The following is a 20,801-nucleotide window of genomic DNA, read 5'->3' as shown; positions in this document are numbered from 1 at the left end:
ATGTCAGCAAGTCGACGATGCGCACAGTCAGACAAAGCGCAAAAACAGCAATTTCCTGCGTGCCGCTTGCCTTGTTACGGCGTCACACCGATCGCTTCCAAGGCGATTATAGGCGCCAACATTTAGCAGAGGCCGGGAGAGGCTATGTCGCAGGCTGAGGTAGAACGGTTTGTCAAGAATCTAGCGAAAGAGAGTAGTCTGCTCGAAAACCTCAAACAGAGTGCTACAGGTCTTGCACCGATTGCAGCGATCGGAAAGAGCCACGACTACGATTTCACGCTTGACGAGGTTAGGAGCTGCATCCGAGTACCAGGCCGACAGGAGTTGATGCAGCTCGACGCAATTGGCGGCGGCAAGAAGGATTTGAGCGGTGCCTTGAGCAGGATTGTGCATACCACTGCGTTGACTAGTTCCGCGGCGGAGGCACCCACGAGCTCCTGCAAGACGCGGAAGCGGGCCGTGACTTAGTCACTATCGTTTTACTTATTGTAGTTGTTGTCGCGGTTGCGGCCTGACATATTTTTGGCTCGGATTCCGGTGAGGCATTTGGCGCTGAACGATTAAGCATCGTCATCCAAAAAATGCGCCAGCTCACAATGCAAAATACCGAGATCAGATTCGTCAATCGCTGAGCAGTCCGCAGTTGCGAGTCCTCTGCCCGACAGCCGGATTTGAGTATCTTGTGGAAGACCTCGATCTTTCATCGCAGAGAATACCATTCGAGTTTCTCGATCGCATCCCCGCGCGATTGCACCGGAAGATCGGTCAGGAGTTTCCATTCAATCTACTTTCTGTTCTTTGCGCGCTCCTCGTTCATCAGCGTGGATCACTGTCAAAGTCAAAGCTGGATACCGCGACTGCTTGCCTATGGGTGGCAGAATACGGATTTTACGATACCTGATTTCAAGGACGGCCTGGTCTGGATTGCCCTTGCTATCCTGGACTTCGATCCGGTGGAGACCTTTGACCACGACCTCGTCCATTATCGTTGCAACGGTATGATCGCCATCGCCTGCCAGGCGATTGACACAGGTCCTTACCAGGAAATGCGTTCCAACCTCTTGGGCGGCGCAAAACAATTCATAAATGTCGGCCTCACGATCACCGATATGGATGTACTGCGATGGCTCCTCGAAAAGCTCCGTGGATTGCTTGAGGTTCTCCAGCCACCGAATGCTCTCCTTGGTTTCAATGGGGATCCGTGTCGGGTTGACCTCGCGCCTAAGCGCAGCGACCCCTTTGAATTTCTTTCTGGTCCACACTTCACGGCGTTGAGCCCCGGGGGAAGCCCTCGAGGGTCACCGCAAGGCTCGAATGCATCAATATTCCGCATGTCGTGTACGTTTCGGGTTTTCCGTCCAATCTTCGCGAGTTCCTTCTGGGGACACGCTTAATGATCCCGATCAGATCCGGGCGCTCCCTTTGATAGGTGAATTCGGTCGTATCATGCAGGACAAGACAGGCCCTTTCGCAGCCGCGATAAGTTCCCGCGTCGATTCAAGATGACCAGACAGGATGTCGGCCTCGCTTACTCGTTCATTGGAGAAGAAAGGATAGGCCGCCTTGGTATTCGCCCAGTCTTGGCAAACCACCGGAATGCTCTGTCCGATATCTCCACCAATCTGCTGCAGCAGCATGCGAAAGCTCTCGCCAAGTCGAGCGTCCCGGAATTCGCCCAGCGCAGCTTCACGGTCAAACCAGGTCGCCGCGTCAGACGCCAACCGATGCGCCTTCTCATCCCGGACGCGTGAAGTCAGTCCCATAGAGCACCTCTTCTCGAATCAGGTGCCCATCAAAGAATCGCAAGCGATTCTGGCGACTCAAGTTTCTCGACTCAGTGCACCTCAAAAAAGTGGGTAATCGAAAGCTTCACCGGACGGATACGGCTTAGCTCGGATGGATACGTTGGTGTGACATTCAACACGGCATCGAAGTCGCTAAGCCGACGAAAGTCAGTCCATAATTCGCCTGACTGGCCTCGCCTCAGCAAATTTGGCGATAGCTCACGAGCGGCCCGCAGTGGTCAACTGATCCACTCAACGTTCGCTCGAATGTTCGGATTCAATGCGGCCGTTGCCGCGGTGCCAGTCATCTTCAAGCCGAACTACATCATCCAATTCCGGAGTGGAGACCTCTACAAGAGTGATGTCATCCTTGGCTTCAATGCGATGCACCATGCCGGGCATGATGTGGACAATATCGCCAGCCCTAAGATCGATTTTTTTCAAACATCCAATGCGTCGCTCGCGACCATAGAAAAGTATACCGCTCCCACTCAGAACGAGGTTCGCCTCTTCCTTGTGTTCATGATATTGGAGGCTGGTTTTGCGACCGGCCTGAATATGAATGAGTTTGAAACCGAAAGGAGCCCCTTCAGCTACGAGCCAGCGCTCTTCACCCCATCCCTTGGTGACCTTCTTGGCGATGGTCACGTTCTCAACATTGAGGCCGCTTGAAGCGTTACTGAGTGACTTACTAGCGTCAGAACGACTCTCGTTCAGGTAATCTTGTTTCATATCTGCCCCCAACTTCATGCGGCAAAGGCCAAGACATATCGCTCGATGGATCGTTCAACCGCGCTCTGTAAAAGTTCGTCTAGGCTCTTTCCCTGTTTGTAGCATGCAGAATCCGCGACGTTTTTGATGGCCTGATATCTCTCGGTGCCAAACACGTAATGACCTGCGATTATAGCGCGATCTATATCGGATGCTTCGGAGTTCGGCTTCATCCATTTTTCCCAGGCGAGTGACTCGAAGGCCAGTTCTAAAAATTTTTCCAGTTGAACACCTAAATTCAGCTCTTTGAGGATGCATACAAAAGCTCGCGTTTCGGCGACGCCACACTCCGGTGCAATGTTAATTGCTGAAACGCCGGACCGTTTTAGTACAGAAATGTGCCCTGCTGGCAGGTAGTCGGCGTTATGGGCCTTTAATGCGCTGCCTCTTTCACGACAGATATTTGCAAGCTGCTCGACCGAGTGCCGGACCTCACGCGGAGCCGCCATGATTGCTCCCACGTTCTCCAATTCCACAACTTTTGTTCCGGTCTGAGCGACCACAAAGGTCGGCAAAGGCAGTCTGAGGTCAATTAGTCTCTTAAGGATATCTTGCAGCCTATCCTTGAAGTCAGACGGACAATCGGGATCGATACCCTGATCTTCGAAACCGACTTCAAACCGAACCAATCTACCAAGGCTTCTCGCAAAATCATGGCACTCCGCGTATAGTTCCACTAACCTCGTTACAGCCTTGTCAATTGGGGCAACTCCAGCTCGTTCTAAGCTGGTGTCAATGTGGAGTAGATCAAATCCTGCCCGGATGTCCTCTTTGAAGGACTCTAGGCACGATTTCATGGCTCTCTCGTCGCTATAGTCACGTTCACTAGGGTGCTGCCATGGCCCCCCGTGGTCACGGCAGATGAGTAGGGAATTCGGTGGGAACTTCTTTCCTACGTGTTCGGACAACGCCTGCGTGGTCCAATTCTCCACGTAACCGCCGCCTAAGTCGTCCTTCTCAATTTGACGCCTGCTCGCAATAAGCATCAAAGGGATTCCGTGATGCCTCGCGATGCTCCCGCAAGCTTCCACCGTGTTTTTTGACATCGGCCCGATTCCGAGGGAGGGCCGATGCCGTGCTTCTATTGGCTGTGTATTGAAAAGTGCCATTGTGGCCCTGATCGCATAAGTAAAGAATTCCTTTGACCTTCATCGCAACGGCATGAGAGTCGCTCTAACGGCTTTGTTCCGGAGCTCTGCGTCGCTGTTCTAGAAAACGACGCTTGGTGATGATTCTTGGCCAATCATGTTTTATGCATTCCGCAGAAAACCGGTCCTTTGTAAGATTGGCAACAGCTCATGATGGTTGTTAATCATGTAGTCTGGATACGCCGCCCGCAAACGCGACTCCGAAACAAATCCTCCGGTAATGGATATGCTTATGAGCCCGAGATCGCGTGCAATATCCGTTTCGACCGGCATATCGCCGATAATGAAGGTTGACTCCGGCTTCAAGTCGTTTCTCTGCATGTATAGACGAAGCCGCTCTCCTTTGCTCATCGATTTGTATTGGGTGGCGCGGCTTTCAAAGGCGAGCACATCGTCGATGAGGTCATTGATTTCAAGTCTTCTCAATTGGGAGCGCAAAGGATCAACTATATGGTTGCTTACGATGATGGACGAAGCCGCTTCTCGGCGCGCCAACTCCAATACTCTGCGCGCGCCCTGGCGCAGCTCGGCTTTACCTGCAAGAGGTTCGTAGGTGTCGTGCAAGATTGCGCTCCCATCGCGATCCACCATCGCGACCTCATCTTGCGACATTCCGAGATTGAGAAAAAAACGAGATAGTGGAACATCGCAATGTTCTCGAAGAGTCTTCATGTCGATTGGTGTATGACCAAAGCGATGTAGTATGGCGTTGGTCGTTTTGAGCAATGCACACGCATCATCGAGCAGCGTTCCATTCCAATCAAAGACAAGAACAGGTTTCATAAGTTTACCTCAAGCTGGGTCGCCTCCGAATAAGATCGGCGCGCTAATTCGCGCACGTCGTTGCTGCCCCGCAGCCAAGAGGGCTTCAATTGCCACCGTTTACGCTTGAGATGCTAACCCCTGCCGCGTGGAGAGATGGCTTCCCCTCCTCGAGCAAACGCCGTGCCAGTCCTTAGATGAATGGGCTCGCGCCGACACAGCGCGTTGGCAAGTCATCCATCGATGATGTCCCGTGGTTCGAGTGCCGACATGATGTCGAAAGCTCGACGGGCACTGTCCAGAACCCGTCAAATATTTGGAACGAGCGCTGCAAGAGCTTTTTTCGATCGACTTCCACGGGAGCGGTGCGGGTCATATGTTCGGCCTCTAGTGCGCATACGTCCGCCAGCCATGATCAGGCCCGGGACACGAGAGGCCGAATCACTTTACGCGCTTTTGCGGGGTGCGACCTGCTTATCTCGCAATTTCGTAGATTTTCTGATCCGCGAGCACTTTCGAAGAAGCGCAAACGCGTTTGCCGCGACGTTCGGGAAGCTTGCGCACATATTCAGTTGGAACGCCCCCGAACAGTGCCTTTAGCAGGTTCATGAATAGAGGGTCCGTCATGACCGCAGGGTCATTTTCCTGATATTTCCATTCGCTACGGGGATGTCCCGGGTTCTGTTGAATTGCTGAAGAGGTCGGCGTTGCCCACCTTGAGCCGGTAGGCTCGGGGTGCTGATTCCACAAAGGAGAGCAACGCCATGACGAGAGATATCACCCCGGCTGGTTGGCCGGCGACCGGGGCTGTGGACGAAACGTTTGCAGAAGTGCCGGCGAGCTTCGATCGGTTCTGCCTTGCGGCAGGGATCGCGGCGCTGGGCACGATATGGAGGCGGATGTGGCGGCGGCCTGCGGGCCGCGCCAGGTCGCGATGTGGCACGGCGGGCGCACTGTTGGGGCCGAACGCGGGGACGGATTGGTTTCGACGGCGGCAAGATCGAGGTCGAGCGCCCGCGGGTCCGGGGCGTGGACGGCCGCGAGATCACGATCTCGAGCTGGCCTCGCGGAGGTTCGTCGCCTGTCGGCGGCGCGGCTGGCCGACTTCATGGCTGCCGATCTGTCCGCGCTCGACCTTCTGGTGGTCCAAATCGATGGGCTGCATCTCGGCGACGATCTTGTGCTGGTCGCCGCGATCGGGGTTGACGGCGAAGGCAACAAGCATTCGCTGGCGCTGGTAGAAGAGGCGAGCGAGAATGCCGCAACGGTTCAGGCCCTGCTCGACAACCTGGTCTGGCGCGGGCGCGCCCCGACGGGGCCCACTATGCCCGGTGAGAGCACCATCGCACGTTGAGCGCCGTAGTAGGGGTCGCATCGAAACAAACTATCAAACTCCGTCGGACGCCTGATCGTGGTTCTTCATCGAGACGGTCTGCCATCGCCTTCCGATGGGACCCTGCATGCGACACCGCCATTGCGTGGTGTTAGGAGGCGTACAACTGATCAACGCATCGACAGTGCGGGGAAGAACCAAAATAGCGGAATTGCGAGCTGCGAGCGAGGGCAAGAAACACGAGAAGGGGTGGAAGCCTGGCAAGCAAGACACTCGGGGGCTACAGGCGCGGCAGGGAAGATTACTGAGACTCCAGCGCGCCGCGCCATTTTCCACAGTCCGTCAGATCCGTAAAGTCCTTTCCAACCGTCGCGTGATGTGGGTTAGTAGAGAACCAGAATTGTTACTGCGAACGACTCGCTGATTTTTTCGGCGGTTGCGGAGCGGCAAGAGGACTAGAGAGCTGCATGTCGAATATCATTCCAAAGAAGGCCAATGAGCTGATCGATCCCTAGGCGCAGATGATCGTCGGTTTTTTACAGGCTATGGGTTTGCCAGCAGACAATGTGATTGCGGGCCAAGATGAGCGGCGGATACTCGGCGACAATATTGAAAGCCTGATTCGTGATCTGCCTGTAGAAGTGAGGAAGGATGCTCGGTATCTCTCCGTTATCGGCGCCGGTTTCGGTCTCTTCGACTATTCCTTGAATGCGGTTTGGAATGAGGTCGTCATCAACCTGCGGCGCGGTTTACGGCCTAGAGGTATTTTTTCGACGCGGCTGTCGGCGGCAGCAAGGCTCGCGAGCACTACAAGACCGAAGATGAGCTTGCGTCTCTGAAAGACTCCGTGCTGCTCGATACATGCCGCAAATTGGAGCTGATCTTCGACGCGACCTACAAGAAGCTCAAGCATATTTTGGAGATGCGGAACGACACCGGATTTCGCATCCAACCAACTACACAATCAATGCATTTGAACTGCTAGTGTCCTGAACCAGAAGTTCGCAACATCGCCTCGTGCTGTACCGGGGCATTGTAACGGTAGAAGCGTTCGATCGAAGCAAGGATGTCATCGGCTGACTTGGTCCATCGGAATGGCTTCGGATCGGCATTGTATCGTTCGATGAACGAGGTGATGTCCGCCCTGAGGGCAGCGACACCGCGATAGAGCCGCGCCTGATCTTCTTATCCGTAACGCGAAGAAGCGCTCGACCTGATTGGGCCATGACGAACTGGTCGGGGTCAGGTGCACATGCCAACGCGGCCTTTTAGCCAGCCATTTCCGGATCAGCGGCGTCTTGTGCGTTGCATAGTTGTCCAGAGATCCCATCTGGCGGAGTGGGTGAGCGATCGGCTATCGGCCGCGGGGTCTGTGAGCTGCTTCGCTCGGGCTAGTCTACGATAATGTAAGAGATCGAGCGCAGATCTCTAACGCAAGAGCTAGGCGCACACATAGAGCTCACATCCCACATCAGCACATCGTTCGATGACGAAGATGCGACGTTAATCCAGCCAGATCGGTCATGGGACTTGAGCGACATAAGACGAGCTGCAACGAAATACGTTGCGAATCGAAGGTGCAGATGCGCTTGCGCCGCCGGTGCCCACGTCCCTGTGTTCCCGCACGTACGATCTGGGGGACGGCGGCGCAGGAGAACTGGCCGGCCAAAGCCCCGACGCACGCGTCGCGGCACGCCAGCAAGCCTCCGCGGCGTTCCTCGCGGAGCACTTCGATCGCTGGCAGCAGACCTTGCGGGCGGATCTCCGGCAATCAAAACCGGCCGAGGAATCACCCGCGGTCTCGCGGAGGGACGTGTGGGGTGAGCGCAACCAAAGTGTTGCTTCGCTCACTGCAGCAAACGCGAATGAGACGCAGGGAACTTGAGCCCGCAGATCACTTTCGCGCGAGACCGTCTTGTGGGCATCAGAATAGGTATGCTACTTTAAATTGCGTGGGGCAGATCTCACCCTCACTGGAAATATACAATTGGAGGTTGTCGTGACAAATGCAGCAGCGGCGCTTGCCCACTCGGTATCAGTGACAGAGAATTCCGATGGACGATTGGAGGTGTTCAGTCTCGGAATCGACAGGGCGCTCTGGCACATCTGGCAGGAAAAGCCGAATTCAGGTCCATGGTCGAGTTGGGCCTCGCTTGGCGGCGTTCTCACCAGCTCGCCCTCCAGCGTCGATAATTCCGATGGCCGGCTCGAAGTGTTCGCCCGTGGCACCGACAAAGCGTTGTGGCACATCTGGCAGGAGAAGCCGCATGCCGGACCGTGGTCAGGCTGGTCCTCGCTCGGCGGCACCATCACCAGCGATCCGGCCGTGGTCGACAATTCCGATGGCCGTCTCGAAGTGTTCGCCCGTGGCACCGACAATGCGCTGTGGCACATCTGGCAGGAGGAGCCGCATGCCGGTCCGTGGTCCGGTTGGGCCTCGCTTGGCGGCCAGATCACCAGCGATCCGGCGGGCGTGATCAATTCCGACGGCCGGCTCGAGGTTTTTGCGCGCGGGACCGACAACGCGCTCTGGCACATCTGGCAGGACAAGCCGCATTCCGGTCCGTGGTCAGCTTGGACCTCGCTTGGCGGCCAGATCACCAGCGACCCCGAGGTGTTCATCAACTCCGATGGCCGGCTCGAAGTGTTCGCCCGTGGCACCGACAAAGCGCTGTGGCACATCTGGCAGGAGAAGCCGCATGCCGGACCGTGGTCAGGCTGGGCCTCGCTCGGCGGCACCATCACCAGCGATCCGGCCGTGGTCGACAATTCCGATGGCCGTCTCGAAGTGTTCGCCCGTGGTACCGACAATGCGCTGTGGCACATCTGGCAGGAGGAGCCGCATGCCGGTCCGTGGTCCGGTTGGGCCTCGCTTGGCGGCCAGATCACCAGCGATCCCGCCGCGATCGCCAACAGCGACGGCCGGCTGGAAGCGTTTGCGCGCGGGACCGACAACGCGCTGTGGCACATCTGGCAGGACAAGCCGCACTCCGGACCGTGGTCGGGCTGGGCATCCCTGGGCGGGGTTCTCCTGAGCGATCCACTCGCGGCCTGATACGGACTGCACAAGAGGCCGGCCGCCTCACAAGACGGCCGGCGCCTAATTGACCCATCATTATGATCCGTCGCAAGATTGATGGCGATGCGGTGCTGGAAGCTCGCTTCGGCCCGCTGCTCGATCTGGCGCAGCGGGTGCGCAGCCAGGATCAGCATCAGCGCAGTCCAAAGGTCTATGCGTTACGTGCCCCGGAGGTCGAGTGCATCGGCATGGGCAAAGCCCGCGCGCCTTACGAGTCCAGATGCAAGGTAAGTATCGCCACCCCCGTGACCTCCCAAACGGCGGACAGTTCGTGCTCCATGCCAAGGCACTGCACGGCAATCCCTTCGACGGGCACACGCTCGGCCCCGTGGTCGCCGACACGGAGAAGCTCACTGGCGTGGAGGCGCGCCGCATCCATGTCGACAAAGGGTACCGCGGCCACAGCCACCCGCATCGGTTCAGGGTCTGGATCTCGGGGCAGGTCCGCCGCGTCACGGCTTCCATCCGGCGCGAGATGAAGCGTCGTGCGGCTGTCGAGCCCGTCATCGGCCACGTTACAACTCGCGACCTTAACGCATTTTCGAAGCTCAATGTGCTTCAGATGAGGTCGCGTCCCTGGCGTAGCTAATTGTTTGGATAGCCGCCAATCCTGGTAGGCGCCGCATGCCCCACATAGCGCTACAAAGCCCTACCCACGGGTGACGACCCGGGAGCGAGGCGACTAACTCTTTTTGGCAAGGCCAGCCAGTGAAAGTTAGTGGCGCATGGCAGGGACAGCGCTTTGCACTTTTCGGCGCCGAGTTACGTTGCCGCTTAAAGCGTCGAAGGAGCAAAACCGAAAAAGCGAGATGAGTTGAGGGATACGACTGTCGTTAGCATGTCGTATTTGTGCAATCGTGCTCAATCTGACCTGCCACGAGCTTTCATCCGCAACTCTCGAGCCTCTTCTCAGGCGACGCCTCGTGTCACAGTCAACTACCCGCTTAGGCAGTTGATCGAAACGACAAACATAGGACCAATCGATGCCAAGGAATGCGTTTCTGCGTCGCCGAACACCTTCACATCTGTAGTTTTCAAGCACGGGATCGAGGCAGGTTGCTGGGCCGAATAAGCCAAGCTGCTGGTTTGCCATGGCTTGACGAGGGAACGCAATTTGCCGGCGAGAGCTGCCGTGTATTGACCCGTTACGACGTTCGACCGAAGCATTTCGTTCTCGGGTTGACCAGGCGAACGGAGCCTGATGCCCCTGCAATTCCATCGCGCTGCCGAAGACATGGAAATATGGAGTGCGAACAGCGACGGCTATTCGTTCGTGATCAGCTTCCAGAGCCCGACTGGTCGTGGCTTCCGCGGAAGGTCGGGCTACGTCGCCTCGTGGCGTCCGCTTGACCAGAGCCGTGGCTCGATCAGGATTCTCGGCTGGCCGCTCCAAAGCTTCGCTGAGGCCGAGAATGCGTGCAACAGTATGCTGAATTACCTTCGAGACGTGAACTGACTTCCACTCTCTGAAAACTTGAGCCTCGCCAAATGCCGCAGTCACTCCGAGCGCGACCCAGGATACTCGATCGAATGTCACTGCTCACTCTTTATGTAAAGGCGTTGGAGCATATGCTGGCAGCCGATGCAGACGAAGTTGATCTTTAGGAATGGCAGTCGGGATGATGGGTTGTGTACAATGAGCAGCAGACAACTTAACGATGAGTATGACGCCGAGGAAGCCGAGGCGATTGCCGCGGCACTTGACCTCACGCTCGATGAATTGAATCAAATCGAGTATACGATAAACGAGATCGCCAACGACGATGGGCTGGTTTACGCATACGGCGTAGAAATCAAAGAAGGAGCCCCGCAGTACATCCTCGACAAGCTTGCGCCGCTGCCCAGGCGGGGCAACTTAGTGCTGATTCATGTGCGGGGATACGCCCACGACGCAGATCAAGAGGAAATTGAAATAGAGATGGCCAGGACGACCGTTTACAAAGTAAAGCTCTACAACATCGCTACAGATGAAGTGGTTATCTCCCGGCGCATGGCCACCTACGACGGGGCAGCCAAGATGGGAGGGTGGCCGGTTGAAGGCACGGGTCATATAATTGACCTAGCTGACCTAGAACCCGGCGAGGAATGGACACCTCGCGATTTCGATCCGACTACGATATGACGGTGCTCACGACTGAGATGCGTCAACCGCACAAACGCTCTCGAACATGATTGATTACCATCATACGGCGAGGCAATTTGGTTCTCCCGACTCATCCCGTAAGCGCTAAACCCTCCAAACAACGCTCGCAGTTACGGCGATCTTCTTGTCATGCTGCCGCGTCCTTTGCTTGGCCGAACGCCGCAAGACGTCGTATCAGGCTTGTTAGCACTTCCGGCTTTTTACCCTCTGCCCAGGCAATGGCAAGCAGCTCCCCGATCAACGCCGGATTTTTTCTGAGACCTCCAGCAGCCGGATCAATGGCGCGCCGCGCTTCATTGTTGACCCGATCCCAATCCGCCGCCTCGAAACACTGCCTAACGGAATCTTCGATATTATTAGGCCAAATCGCACAACAGTCACCCCAAACAATGGCCGACGGGAAATGATCGCCCCCCAGCTCAAGAGCCGCTAGGAGAGCTTTGTTGTCAACCTCATGGTGACGTCGACGATCAGGATGTTCCTCATCACCGTCAGCGTCGAATATGACGAAGCAGGGTATCTCCAGCTCCTGAGCGATAGTGAGCAATTGAAGAATGTTCGACTTTCCTTCAGTCGGCAAAATATGAAGTCCGGCCCTTCGCATAGCATTCCATTCGCCATCGAGATGAAGTGCCGCTGAGAGATAAGCACGGTCGGCAATCCCCTCGACGAGCACCAACCGCTGGCTGAAATACAATTCAGATGGTTCCGGCCGCAACGCCGCGAGTAGCTTTGCTCTCGCGACGGGGTTCTTGTCCGGCTTCTTGCCCGTCGCTTTAGAGATACGCACCGCGAACCTGTCGAAGTCTGTGCACTTTACGTGCGATTTCCCCGATTTTCCGTCGCGCCGAACTAACCGGATATCTTCAAACTCTTCGCCGGAGACGAAATAAGGGCTGCGAGTCGTGAGCATAACCTGGTTGCCCAAGGCCGCCAATTCTCTCAGCACGGCCGACAGGTGTTTTGCTTGCGGCGGGTGTTGATAAAGCTCAGGCTCTTCACATCCTAATATAAGGGTAGGTCTTTCGATGCTGGTTTCCGCGGAAGAACCGCTTTCGACGGACGCAAGCTCCTGCAGGATAGCGAGCAAGAACGACCTTTGTAAGCCGTGACCGAAGCGCAGCATGCTTCCCTTGAATGAACCTTCCTGTGCTTTGATAGTCGCTTTCGGTTCACCAATTGAAACCGGCTTGTCACTGCCCTGTAGCCATTCAACCATTAGGCTCGCGTCGGGGTGGGCGAAGACAGCGAGACGTTTCGCCAAGCTGTCTGAGATTTCTTGAAGTGTGCCCTGCTGCGCCTGAAGGAGCGCGTCGTACTCTGCACGAGCACGTGCACGCAGAGCCTCCAATGCATCGTCGAAGTCAACCTTCTGCCGGACAGTCCGTTGGAGCAATTTACCCAAGGCGGTGTTTCCCGCTTCTTCTGCTTCGGCGGATGCGTCCTTGACGGCTGGGAGAAAAACCCACTGCACATAGGGCTCAAGCCTTCCCCTTGCCCTGCCGACCCCATAAAAGTGATCAGTGCTTCGCTGGCTCTCACAAATTTCTGGACGAGCCTCCTCATAAGATCGAAGAGCCTCTATCATAGCCGCCTTGGTCGGCTTTTTCCCGATATCAGGGAATCCGCCAATCCCTTCGTGACCTCGAAGAAGCGAGCGCGGAGCGGCTCTACGGTCGCCTTGTTCTTGTCGTCCTCGAAAAAGGCGGCGAATTGTTTAAAAACGAGGCGCTCTCCCCACTGAATAACGGGAGCCTTAGCTGTTTTGGCATCGAAAACTGCAATGGAAGTTACAACCAACTCTCCATGGCGAACGTAGTGAGACAGGTCCTCTTTGGCCGCGTCGCTGAGTTGATCGAAGGTAACAGTGATTTGCACTGGAATGTCTGTGTTCCCACCGTGGAAATCTTCGGCCGTTAGCGTTGCAACGTCAGTTGCACTGCCAGCCTCTTGGAAGAAGACATTTAGCGCGCCCAGGATCGTCGACTTTCCTGCGCCGTTGGGCCCGACCAAGCAAGTACATGAGTCAAAAGACACTGTTTCGTCCTCGAAGGCCCTGAAATTCTGCACGCGGACCGAACGGATTCTCATGACATCCTCCATAAGCAATAGAATATGCTTACAACTTTCGCGCGCTTCTGCCCGATTGGTCAACTGTAAAGTTCTTTCTTAGAGTCGCTTTCTGCGAAAACAAAAATGACCGCATGCCAAAAATGGGCGCACGCCGTCTCGCTGGTAAGATAATCGTTGTAGCTAGCTGCACGATCACCGCGGGGGATGTCCCGATCGGTGTTGAACTACGTCTGCCGGAATGAATGTTGCGCAGCCCTCGTGACGTAGGCAGCGGGCTTAATCGTCATGCGATCGTGTGAGCCTGAAGGGCCGCACGCAGAACCGACGATTGCTTATGCGGCTTCAATCGCCGGCAGCCCTTGTTGGCCTCGATCATGCCGGCCGCGTACCCATCGCAAAGCCACACCGGCATCCCGCCAACGTTTTACGTTGCTCATGACGCGGTGAATGGTGCCCATCATGCTCTCGGCGATGTTGGTACAGGCGAGCGATCGACGAAGCTCCTTCGGCAACTTCAACCGGACGACAGTCAGGATTTCGTCGAGGCCTTCGAGGATGCTGGCCGCTACGCCGGACCATTGCTGGTCAAGTCGACGCGCGAGATTGCGGATCAATTTTTCGGCCTTGTCGGCGTCATCGAGCTCCCAGGCCTGGCTCAACACCCGACGGGCGACCGCGTGATGCTCTTTCGGCAGGCGTTCCATGATGTTGCGCGCCTTGTGGGTCTGGCAGCGCTGGAGCGCAGCGGCCGAACTGAAGGTGCGCCGGATCGCGCTCGACAACGCTTTCGCGGCCTCTCAGGCGTTGAAGCCTGCGGCAAACCCGGGGCGGTTCAGTGTTCTGCCATGTCCAATCGCGAGCTCTCGCATTCGCGGTCTGATCGCGGTTCGTTGGAGCGCCTACACTCGCGAGTGAGCGCGGCATCCTGAGTCGCCGGCATCGTGACAAACACGACATCATCGGGATCATCGCCAAAGTACATTCCAGCCGTCAGTCTTTACCCGCTGCCCGCACTGTAGCCCCGGATGGCGAGCATGCGCCTACGAGAAGTTTTGATGCCGCTGCCTTGGCATGGCTGCTCTTTCAATCGGCCAACAGCCGAATGAGACAGGCCCGGAGTGGTTCGCTAACATCCGGGGAAGCTCTGCTTACCTGAGTCAGAATGCCGCGCCGCGTGCGATTCTCAGCGCGCATTGGCCGTGATTCAATGCGCCATCCATATACGCATTGCTTGCTGGCATCACGCCGGTGCGGATAGGGGTAGTGCGAGAAGGAATTCGGCGCTGCTCGCCACTACTATCTCCAATAGCGCCTCACGCGGGAGTGGTAGATATGCTTAGATCATTCAACATAGTCGTCGCTCTAGCAGCAGTCCTCGTAGGATCGTTGCCGTTTGCTGCATCTGGTCAAACATCGCCACGTGGTGCTCCCATCGCCTCTAGTCCGACCGCCCCTAATGAAGCGAAAGTTGAGAGTTTCCGCTCACGCCTCCAGGATCAGCAAAAGACACTGGAATCATATGGGGCAACGATCTCCGGTTTGGTTGATCGTCTTAAAGCGGCGTCCGGCACGACTGTAGAAAATCGAATTTCTGAGGTCCGCAGTTTGAGGGATGCACTGGTTCAATTGGGCGTCCAATTACAGCCAGACGCACCGTTGTCCCAAAGCATCGACCAATATCAGAGCTGGATTTCGGCGCAGATGGGCCGTGTCAACAATCAGCGTTCCACGCTTGGACCCCGAATTCGTCCAGGAGCTTGTGCGTCGATACCAGCAATATCAACAGGAGGTAACGCGTGCGCGCGAGTCGGTTAGCAACCACTCGAATGCAATTGACCGCACTCTGAACGAGCTCACGACAGCCGAGCTGCGCGCTGCGGAAATGTTGATGGCCGAAGACGCAGCTGCGGCGGTCAAAGAACTTCTCGGAGTGTTGGATAATGTCGGTCAGACAATCGAGGACATTCGCAGCAATCTACGAAAGCTCGGCAATGCCGGGGCGTAAGTGACGGCGATAACTTTCCTCTTCGGCGAGTGGACGGAGATCACCACTTGTAGGGGGGTTACCGTGCGCGTAGGACTCATAAGTCTGGTAGCGGTGATCGTGTGTGTTGCCGCAGTCGGCGCGGCTCCAAGGCTGGCCGACAAACAGATATCACCAGGTGCGGGCGAGCAGAAGGTCCAGACCGAAACCACGAACACCCGTCCAATCGTGCAGCTGGACGAATTAGTCGATCAGGCACCTGACGGCAGCCTCGTGATCGAACTTTATCAATCGGTACGCAACATCAGAGACGTGGAAGCAGTAAACGAGCACGTCAAAGCACAGGTCAACAACGCACAGTCTGTTGCCGCCGACGTTGCGCGTTTGCACGACAGCATCCTGAAATCGTGTGACGACTCAGATTTTCCGAAAACTGAAGTTATCGCACTCAAGGCTCGTGCCTTCTCAGCCACTCTTGCTCGAGTCGATGGCGAACTCACAAACGCGTTGGCCGCGACGCGGCAGATAGTTGAAGCCGAGAGACCTGGCTCGATCAAGGCCAAGGAGGATATAAACCGATTTGTGCTTGCAGCGCATGAACTCGGTCGTCTGCGCGTGCAGGCGACCGAGATCGCAAAGGCGATTGAGGGTCTCAGCGTCAGCATTCGCACAACACTAACCTCGTGCACCGCGACGCCGGTGGCTCCGCTGTTCGCTATGCGCGATGTGCTTCCCCTTGGAGGTCAGGCGCGGCAATTTCCTTCCATGAAGCAGAAGCGCGCGTTCAAGCCCGCAACTACGCTCCGCCGCCGCTCACTTAGGCAAGAGCCGCTATAACCCGCCACCGGTCGCATGCAGGTCTGCGTCCTGTTGGAACGGAAAACAAGCCGCTGAAGAACACGAGGCCAGCGCAACCAAACGTCACGCTTGACCTTTAGGCTTTTGTGCTGCAGCAGACTCTCGTTGCCTTGTTCGGTTGCGTTTCTGCCTTGATACTCTCTTCGACCGAGAGACACACGGAATAGCAAGCCTCGACGCAAAGCTATCTCACCGCTTCTTGTGGTCATAGTCGAGGTCCTCCCACTGAAGGCGGGGCGAACGGTCTTCCCGATCCATGGTCGGCCATTGGGCTTGGGTCGGTTCGCCCTTACCACAGTGTTTGTTGCTTGAGCGGCTTGCACGCTTCGGCCTCATCTCGTGCCCCCTCGCCACTCGCTTTGGCGTTTGTGTCAACGATCGCCTTCTTCAGCTCGAGCAGCATATTCTTGATCCTGTCCATCGACATTTCGAGCGCAGTAAATCTGCGGTTCGCGTACCACGCCCCAGCTATGAGTGCGCTAAAGATGCCGATGAAGTACTCCCACCCCACATGAAATGTTATTGCCTCCATATACGGCCATAGGCTAAGTCAAAAACCGTTCCGGCAAAGGCTGGTGAATGTGCGGACATGGCACAGCTCCGGCTCTCGCCGAGGTGGAAATCGTCGGCGATCGTTAGTGCCATGAACGATCCTGGCGGCAGCCGCAAAGGCATAACAGAGCATAGACACGTCAGTCCGACGGTGTCCGACGTGCTTGAAGATGGCACCATCGTTGAATTGGTCTATAGGCCAGAGCATCGCGCCACGCTGCTCGCGACGTCAGTTGCAGGACGCTGGACCTTGGCCACGCACGTGGACGTGCCCGGTGGGCACCAGCTGGTCCCGTTTTCGCCCAACAACAATCTGATCAAGAATGACGTTGTACTGCTGCCGTCCGAACCGCGCATCCACGGGACCGAGCAAGAACTCGTCTCTGAAATTGTGGCTTTCATCCACCGCTACGCCGACCTTAGCCCGACCTTTGAACAGGTCGCCAGTTATTATGTCCTGCTGAGCTGGGTGTACGATGCATTCAATGATCTGCCGTACCTACGTCTTCGCGGCGATTTCGGCACGGGGAAGACACGGTCGCTCCTGACGATCGGTTCGCTCTGCTATAAGCCGTTCTTCGCAAGCGGCGCCTCGACGGTCTCGCCGATTTTCCACACGCTGAACGCGTTTCGGGGAACACTCATCTTCGATGAGGCCGACTTTCGCTTCAGCGACGAGCGCTCGGAGATCGTCAAACTCCTCAACAACGGCAATATGCGCGGCATGCCGGTCCTGCGCACCGTCATGAACCGCCAGCGTGAGTTCAACCCGCAAGCTTTCCATGTCTTTGGACCGAAAATCGTTGCAACGAGGGGACGCTACGAGGACAGAGCACTGGAGAGCCGCTTCATCACGGAGGAAACCGGTGCGCGGCCGCTACGCAACGACATTCCCATCAACCTCCCGCCGACCTTCAAAGATGAGGCCCGTGAGTTGCGCAACAAGTTGTTACTGTATCGCTTTCGAAGACGGCACGAGATTGAGCTCAACCCGGCCCTCGCCGATCCCAAATTGGAGCCGCGTCTCAATCAAATCATGCTGCCGCTGCTAAGCGTCGTCAGTGATCCACGACTGCGGAGCGAACTCCGGAATGCCGCGGAGCATGCCCAGAATTCGATCATCGCCGAGCGCGGCCTTCTGATGGAGGCCCAGGTCTTGGAAATCCTTGTTGACCTGATGTTGTCTACCAGTAGGCAGGTCGTTCCCGTCGCTGACATCACAATGGGTATCATCGATCGCTACGGGCCCGAGTATGACCGACCGATCAGCAACCGGTGGATCGGAAGCGTCCTGCGTACGAAGCTGAACCTCCTGACCTACAAGTCCCACGGAGTGTACGTCGTTCCTATGACCGAGAGGGGAAAAGTGGAGATGTTGTGCCGGAGATATGGAGTGAATATTGTCACCGATGCGCCGCCGACAGAGCGTAAAGGGGATGTGGGGACTTCCGAGAAGTTCTAGAGGCTCTCTCAAAGCTGAACGTATAAGCGAGCGGAAACCACCATCCGGCGCGCCGTGTCGTTCTTCGACATCCCCAAGTCCCCATCTCCACAAGATTTTCATCTGGGACCAGGCACCATCCGAATGCACGATAGATATAATGGACGGCCGCAGTTTGTTGCATTTGAGTGCCACGTGGGCACCTTTTCACGCCTCGAACGAAACTGCATTCCAGGGGACCATAGCGTGCGTGCCTGTCATCTTGCTGGCCGGCTGCACGACCCATGCGTTACCGTCATCAATCATACCTTCGTCCGCATCGACGTCGCTGGGGGCTTACCCAGCAGGAGCTGGCATTCTTAATCGGCGCAAAGAGCAGAACCGCTGTCTCACGAATTGAAAGCTCAAAGCGCAAGCCCAGCCTCGATGCCGTGTTCATATGCGAGATGATCTTCAATACGTCCCCATTGGAGCTGTTTCCTGGGCTCATGTCAGACCTACAGGTGGCCATACTTCGGCGTGCCAGCGAACTCTACGAAACGCTTCAGGGCGATCCGTCCAAGGCAACGCGCCTGAAGCTTGATTTCCTCGAACGACTGCTGGAGCGAGTAGAAGGGAAGCGCATTGATGCAACCATATGACGAATGACAACCGGTCCGCACTGGTCCTCTCTATCTATCTAAACACGCGCGGCTTTGCGTTCATCGTGTTCGAAGGCCGCTTATCACCGTACGACTGGGGAATACGCGAGATGCGCGGACCTCGAAAGGCCAACGGATGCCTTCTGCGTATCTCCCAAATCATCGATCGGTACGCTCCCGATGTGCTCCTCACCCAAGATACCTCCGAGCAGGGCACGCGACGGGCGCGGTGGATCAGCAAGCTCAACGGCTCGATCGCCGAACTCGCGAAAGATCGTGGCATTCCTGTTTTTGCCTATTCGCGCGCTCAGGTCCGTGCCGCGTTCGATGAGTATGGCGGACCTCCAACCAAACAAACTCTAGCCGAGCTGATCGCGAAGCATATTCCAGCGTTCGAGCAATATGTTCCGCCGCCTCGCAAGCCATGGATGAGTGAAGATCGCCGAATGAGCCTGTTCGATGCGGCAGCGCTGGCGCTCGTATTCTTTCAGTCGATCGACACCTCGGTCAGGTAATGGAGTGTGGACAGTGAAGATCTCGCGCAATACGCGCATTTTCTCCTTGCATTTCGACTAAAAGAGCATCAACTTGAAACAGGCGCAATTGAGCGCCTCACAACTGCCCACAAAACGGCGGTGTACCGAGTTCGCCGTTGCTTCAACTGGCAGCGTCCATGCCATCGGCAGGCACCTAGAGCGGAAATTTCTGAGTGTGATTGGCTCGCCCACCCTCGTGTGGACCGAGAACGTGATTGATGCGCCCATAGTTTTGGCGCGCCTTCAGCGTATGCGACCACGGCTAATTTATTCGGAAGGGACCTCCCATGCGCAAAGTATTTCTTGGGATCGTCGCAATCATAATCGTTCGGGTGAGTGTCGGCCCACCTGGGCTCAGCAGGGCGCTTGGTGCGAAGCCAATCGCAAAGCGCTCTGCACCAAGATTTGGGGCAGTGCCGGAGCTGCAAACTGCCTCGCGCAGATCCCTTGCTCAATTACGTCGGCAAGGGTTGCGCGCCTGCATCGGTCGTGAACGCGCGATACACCGTCTATTGTCACAGCAATCGAGGAAAAAGTTTCTGCCGCTGATGCGGTGGTGATCGGGAGGGTGGACTTCTCGCGCGTTTCGGCGTTCGGCTCGCGAGAGAGTTCCGTGCCTACCCGGACCTAAAGCGACGTGAGTCTATTTGTTCAAATCGGTTTGGGGAGGGCGAAATGGCAAGCGCTACAAAGTTTGGCACCGAGTTTCCCGTAAACACCACCACTGTCAGCTCTCAGTTCGACGCCTCCATCACGGCATTAGACGACGGGCGCTTTGTGATGGTCTGGACCGACACAACTGGCGAAGACACATCAAGCGATGCCATACGAGCACAAATATTCAATGCAGACGGTAGCAAGTCGGGTTCTGAGTTCTTGGTCAATACCGGGACCGCGGATATCCAATATGACCCGGCAGTCACGGCGCTGAAAGATGGCCGCTTCGTAGTTGCTTGGAGCGATGGCAGTGGAAGCGACGGTGACACGTCTCTTCAAGCAATCCGCGCACAGGTATTCAACGCCGATGGTAGCAAATCGGGCGGCCAGTTTCTGGTCAACAGCACGACAACGGGGTATCAGCTCGACGAAGCTATCGCCGAGCTGAGCGACGGCCGATTCGTTATTACCTGGACTGACGGGAGTGCAACGGGTGGCGATACCTCGAGTTGGGCTGTCCGCGCTCAGGTATTCAACGCCGATGGTAGCAAGTCGGGAACAGCGTTCCTGGTCAATACTGCGACGACAAGCTTTCAGTACAACCCAGCAGTTGGAGCGCTGAATGATGGCCGCTTTGTCATTGCGTGGACTGACGGGAGTGCAACGGGCGGCGATACGTCAGGCACAGCCGTACGCGCGCAAGTGTTCAACGCAGACGGCAGCAAGTCCGGCAACGAATTTTTGGTCAATAGCACGACGACTGGTGACCAATCCGGGCCAGGCGGGGGAGGATCGGAGACAATCACCATAACAGCACTTGTTGACGGACGCTTCGTCGTCGCGTGGACCGATTACAGCCAAACGGGTAGCGACACCTCGTCGTCTGCCGTACGCGCTCAAGTCTTCAACATGGACGGAAGCAAGTTAGGAACCGAGTTTCTGGTCAACACCACGACAATCGGTGATAACGTACAGAGTCTTTCGCACTTTCAGGATTGACGGCTTCTTCTAGAATGAAGGAGCTTTGAATGAACGATGG

At 56.4% G+C, this 20,801-nt stretch carries 19 protein-coding genes and 4 pseudogenes; 13 read left to right on the top strand and 10 right to left on the bottom strand.

All coding sequences use genetic code 11. The features are described from left to right. Positions 1-144: 144 nt before the first annotated feature. Positions 145-468, top strand: coding sequence for a Nif11 family protein (locus tag ACM43_RS10970; RefSeq protein WP_050996355.1), 324 nt, complete (start codon positions 145-147; stop codon positions 466-468). Between the two features lie 311 nt (positions 469-779). Here the strand turns inward: ACM43_RS10970 and ACM43_RS10965 are convergent, their stop codons facing one another. The 5 genes from ACM43_RS10965 to ACM43_RS10945 all read right to left on the bottom strand — a co-directional run bounded on the left by ACM43_RS10965 (position 780) and on the right by ACM43_RS10945 (position 4,486). Further along, entirely contained in the window at positions 780-1,262 is a 483-nt protein-coding gene (locus ACM43_RS10965; protein WP_271540019.1) for a hypothetical protein, read from the bottom strand. A gap of 141 nt (positions 1,263-1,403) precedes the next feature. Next, on the bottom strand, positions 1,404-1,763 hold the full coding sequence (locus ACM43_RS10960) for an IS4/Tn5 family transposase DNA-binding protein (RefSeq protein WP_271540017.1): 360 nt from the start codon (positions 1,761-1,763) through the stop codon (positions 1,404-1,406). 273 nt (positions 1,764-2,036) lie between these two features. Next, on the bottom strand, positions 2,037-2,516 hold the full coding sequence (locus tag ACM43_RS10955; RefSeq protein ID WP_081493130.1) for a cupin domain-containing protein: 480 nt from the start codon (positions 2,514-2,516) through the stop codon (positions 2,037-2,039). Between the two features lie 14 nt (positions 2,517-2,530). Next, entirely contained in the window at positions 2,531-3,601 is a 1,071-nt protein-coding gene (locus tag ACM43_RS10950; protein WP_244429445.1) for a tagatose-6-phosphate kinase, read from the bottom strand. Between the two features lie 204 nt (positions 3,602-3,805). Next, positions 3,806-4,486: an HAD family hydrolase gene (locus ACM43_RS10945; protein WP_036032336.1), complete on the bottom strand. Its 681-nt coding sequence runs from the start codon at positions 4,484-4,486 to the stop codon at positions 3,806-3,808. A gap of 743 nt (positions 4,487-5,229) precedes the next feature. Here ACM43_RS10945 and ACM43_RS10940 point away from each other — a divergent pair. Beyond that, positions 5,230-5,792: pseudogene (locus ACM43_RS10940) on the top strand (IS256 family transposase); the annotation flags it as partial. A gap of 527 nt (positions 5,793-6,319) precedes the next feature. Beyond that, positions 6,320-6,637: a hypothetical protein gene (locus ACM43_RS10935; protein WP_050996271.1), complete on the top strand. Its 318-nt coding sequence runs from the start codon at positions 6,320-6,322 to the stop codon at positions 6,635-6,637. Between the two features lie 142 nt (positions 6,638-6,779). Here ACM43_RS10935 and ACM43_RS10930 read toward each other — a convergent pair. Then, positions 6,780-7,119 (bottom strand): annotated as a pseudogene (locus tag ACM43_RS10930) (IS630 family transposase); the annotation flags it as partial. Positions 7,120-7,797: 678 nt separating this feature from the next. On the opposite strand from ACM43_RS10930, the gene ACM43_RS10925 reads away from it, so the two are divergent. The 4 genes and pseudogenes from ACM43_RS10925 to ACM43_RS10910 all read left to right on the top strand — a co-directional run bounded on the left by ACM43_RS10925 (position 7,798) and on the right by ACM43_RS10910 (position 10,999). Further along, complete coding sequence (locus ACM43_RS10925; RefSeq protein ID WP_271540011.1) at positions 7,798-8,853, top strand: hypothetical protein; 1,056 nt, start codon at positions 7,798-7,800, stop codon at positions 8,851-8,853. A 65-nt stretch (positions 8,854-8,918) separates the two neighbouring features. Further along, positions 8,919-9,394: pseudogene (locus tag ACM43_RS10920) on the top strand (IS5/IS1182 family transposase); the annotation flags it as partial. 684 nt (positions 9,395-10,078) lie between these two features. Next, positions 10,079-10,333 (top strand): hypothetical protein, encoded by a 255-nt coding sequence (locus ACM43_RS10915; protein ID WP_036031671.1) that lies wholly within the window; start codon positions 10,079-10,081, stop codon positions 10,331-10,333. A gap of 180 nt (positions 10,334-10,513) precedes the next feature. Next, positions 10,514-10,999: a hypothetical protein gene (locus ACM43_RS10910; protein WP_036031673.1), complete on the top strand. Its 486-nt coding sequence runs from the start codon at positions 10,514-10,516 to the stop codon at positions 10,997-10,999. A 148-nt stretch (positions 11,000-11,147) separates the two neighbouring features. Here the strand turns inward: ACM43_RS10910 and ACM43_RS10905 are convergent, their stop codons facing one another. From ACM43_RS10905 to ACM43_RS10895, 3 genes and pseudogenes are all read right to left on the bottom strand, one after another. After that, positions 11,148-12,494 carry an ATP-dependent nuclease gene (locus tag ACM43_RS10905; RefSeq protein WP_157786079.1) on the bottom strand — a complete coding sequence of 449 codons (1,347 nt, stop codon included), beginning with the start codon at positions 12,492-12,494 and terminating at the stop codon, positions 11,148-11,150. A gap of 110 nt (positions 12,495-12,604) precedes the next feature. After that, entirely contained in the window at positions 12,605-13,111 is a 507-nt protein-coding gene (locus tag ACM43_RS10900; protein WP_271540008.1) for an ATP-dependent nuclease, read from the bottom strand. 206 nt (positions 13,112-13,317) lie between these two features. After that, positions 13,318-13,890: pseudogene (locus tag ACM43_RS10895) on the bottom strand (transposase); the annotation flags it as partial. A 911-nt stretch (positions 13,891-14,801) separates the two neighbouring features. On the opposite strand from ACM43_RS10895, the gene ACM43_RS10890 reads away from it, so the two are divergent. Together ACM43_RS10890 and ACM43_RS10885 are read left to right on the top strand one after the other, a co-directional pair. Then, positions 14,802-15,098, top strand: coding sequence for a hypothetical protein (locus ACM43_RS10890; protein ID WP_036031674.1), 297 nt, complete (start codon positions 14,802-14,804; stop codon positions 15,096-15,098). A 63-nt stretch (positions 15,099-15,161) separates the two neighbouring features. After that, complete coding sequence (locus ACM43_RS10885) at positions 15,162-15,914, top strand: hypothetical protein (protein WP_141697721.1); 753 nt, start codon at positions 15,162-15,164, stop codon at positions 15,912-15,914. Between the two features lie 310 nt (positions 15,915-16,224). Here the strand turns inward: ACM43_RS10885 and ACM43_RS10880 are convergent, their stop codons facing one another. Then, positions 16,225-16,356 (bottom strand): hypothetical protein, encoded by a 132-nt coding sequence (locus ACM43_RS10880; protein ID WP_271540005.1) that lies wholly within the window; start codon positions 16,354-16,356, stop codon positions 16,225-16,227. A gap of 222 nt (positions 16,357-16,578) precedes the next feature. Here ACM43_RS10880 and ACM43_RS10875 point away from each other — a divergent pair, with 222 nt between their 5' ends. The 4 genes from ACM43_RS10875 to ACM43_RS10860 all read left to right on the top strand — a co-directional run bounded on the left by ACM43_RS10875 (position 16,579) and on the right by ACM43_RS10860 (position 20,761). After that, positions 16,579-17,949 carry a hypothetical protein gene (locus tag ACM43_RS10875; protein WP_157786081.1) on the top strand — a complete coding sequence of 457 codons (1,371 nt, stop codon included), beginning with the start codon at positions 16,579-16,581 and terminating at the stop codon, positions 17,947-17,949. A gap of 263 nt (positions 17,950-18,212) precedes the next feature. Next, complete coding sequence (locus ACM43_RS10870) at positions 18,213-18,569, top strand: helix-turn-helix transcriptional regulator (protein WP_081493096.1); 357 nt, start codon at positions 18,213-18,215, stop codon at positions 18,567-18,569. After that, complete coding sequence (locus ACM43_RS10865; RefSeq protein ID WP_036031681.1) at positions 18,566-19,084, top strand: hypothetical protein; 519 nt, start codon at positions 18,566-18,568, stop codon at positions 19,082-19,084. The genes ACM43_RS10870 and ACM43_RS10865 overlap by 4 nt, the downstream gene beginning before the upstream one ends. A 696-nt stretch (positions 19,085-19,780) precedes the next feature. Beyond that, positions 19,781-20,761, top strand: coding sequence for a hypothetical protein (locus tag ACM43_RS10860; RefSeq protein ID WP_271540001.1), 981 nt, complete (start codon positions 19,781-19,783; stop codon positions 20,759-20,761). Positions 20,762-20,801 lie beyond the last annotated feature (40 nt).

The organism is Bradyrhizobium sp. CCBAU 45321 (genome assembly GCF_028128975.1).
Lineage (GTDB): Bacteria > Pseudomonadota > Alphaproteobacteria > Rhizobiales > Xanthobacteraceae > Bradyrhizobium > Bradyrhizobium yuanmingense.
The sequence above is the reverse complement of the archived record's forward strand: the minus strand, read 5'-3'. Positions and strand labels throughout refer to the sequence as shown.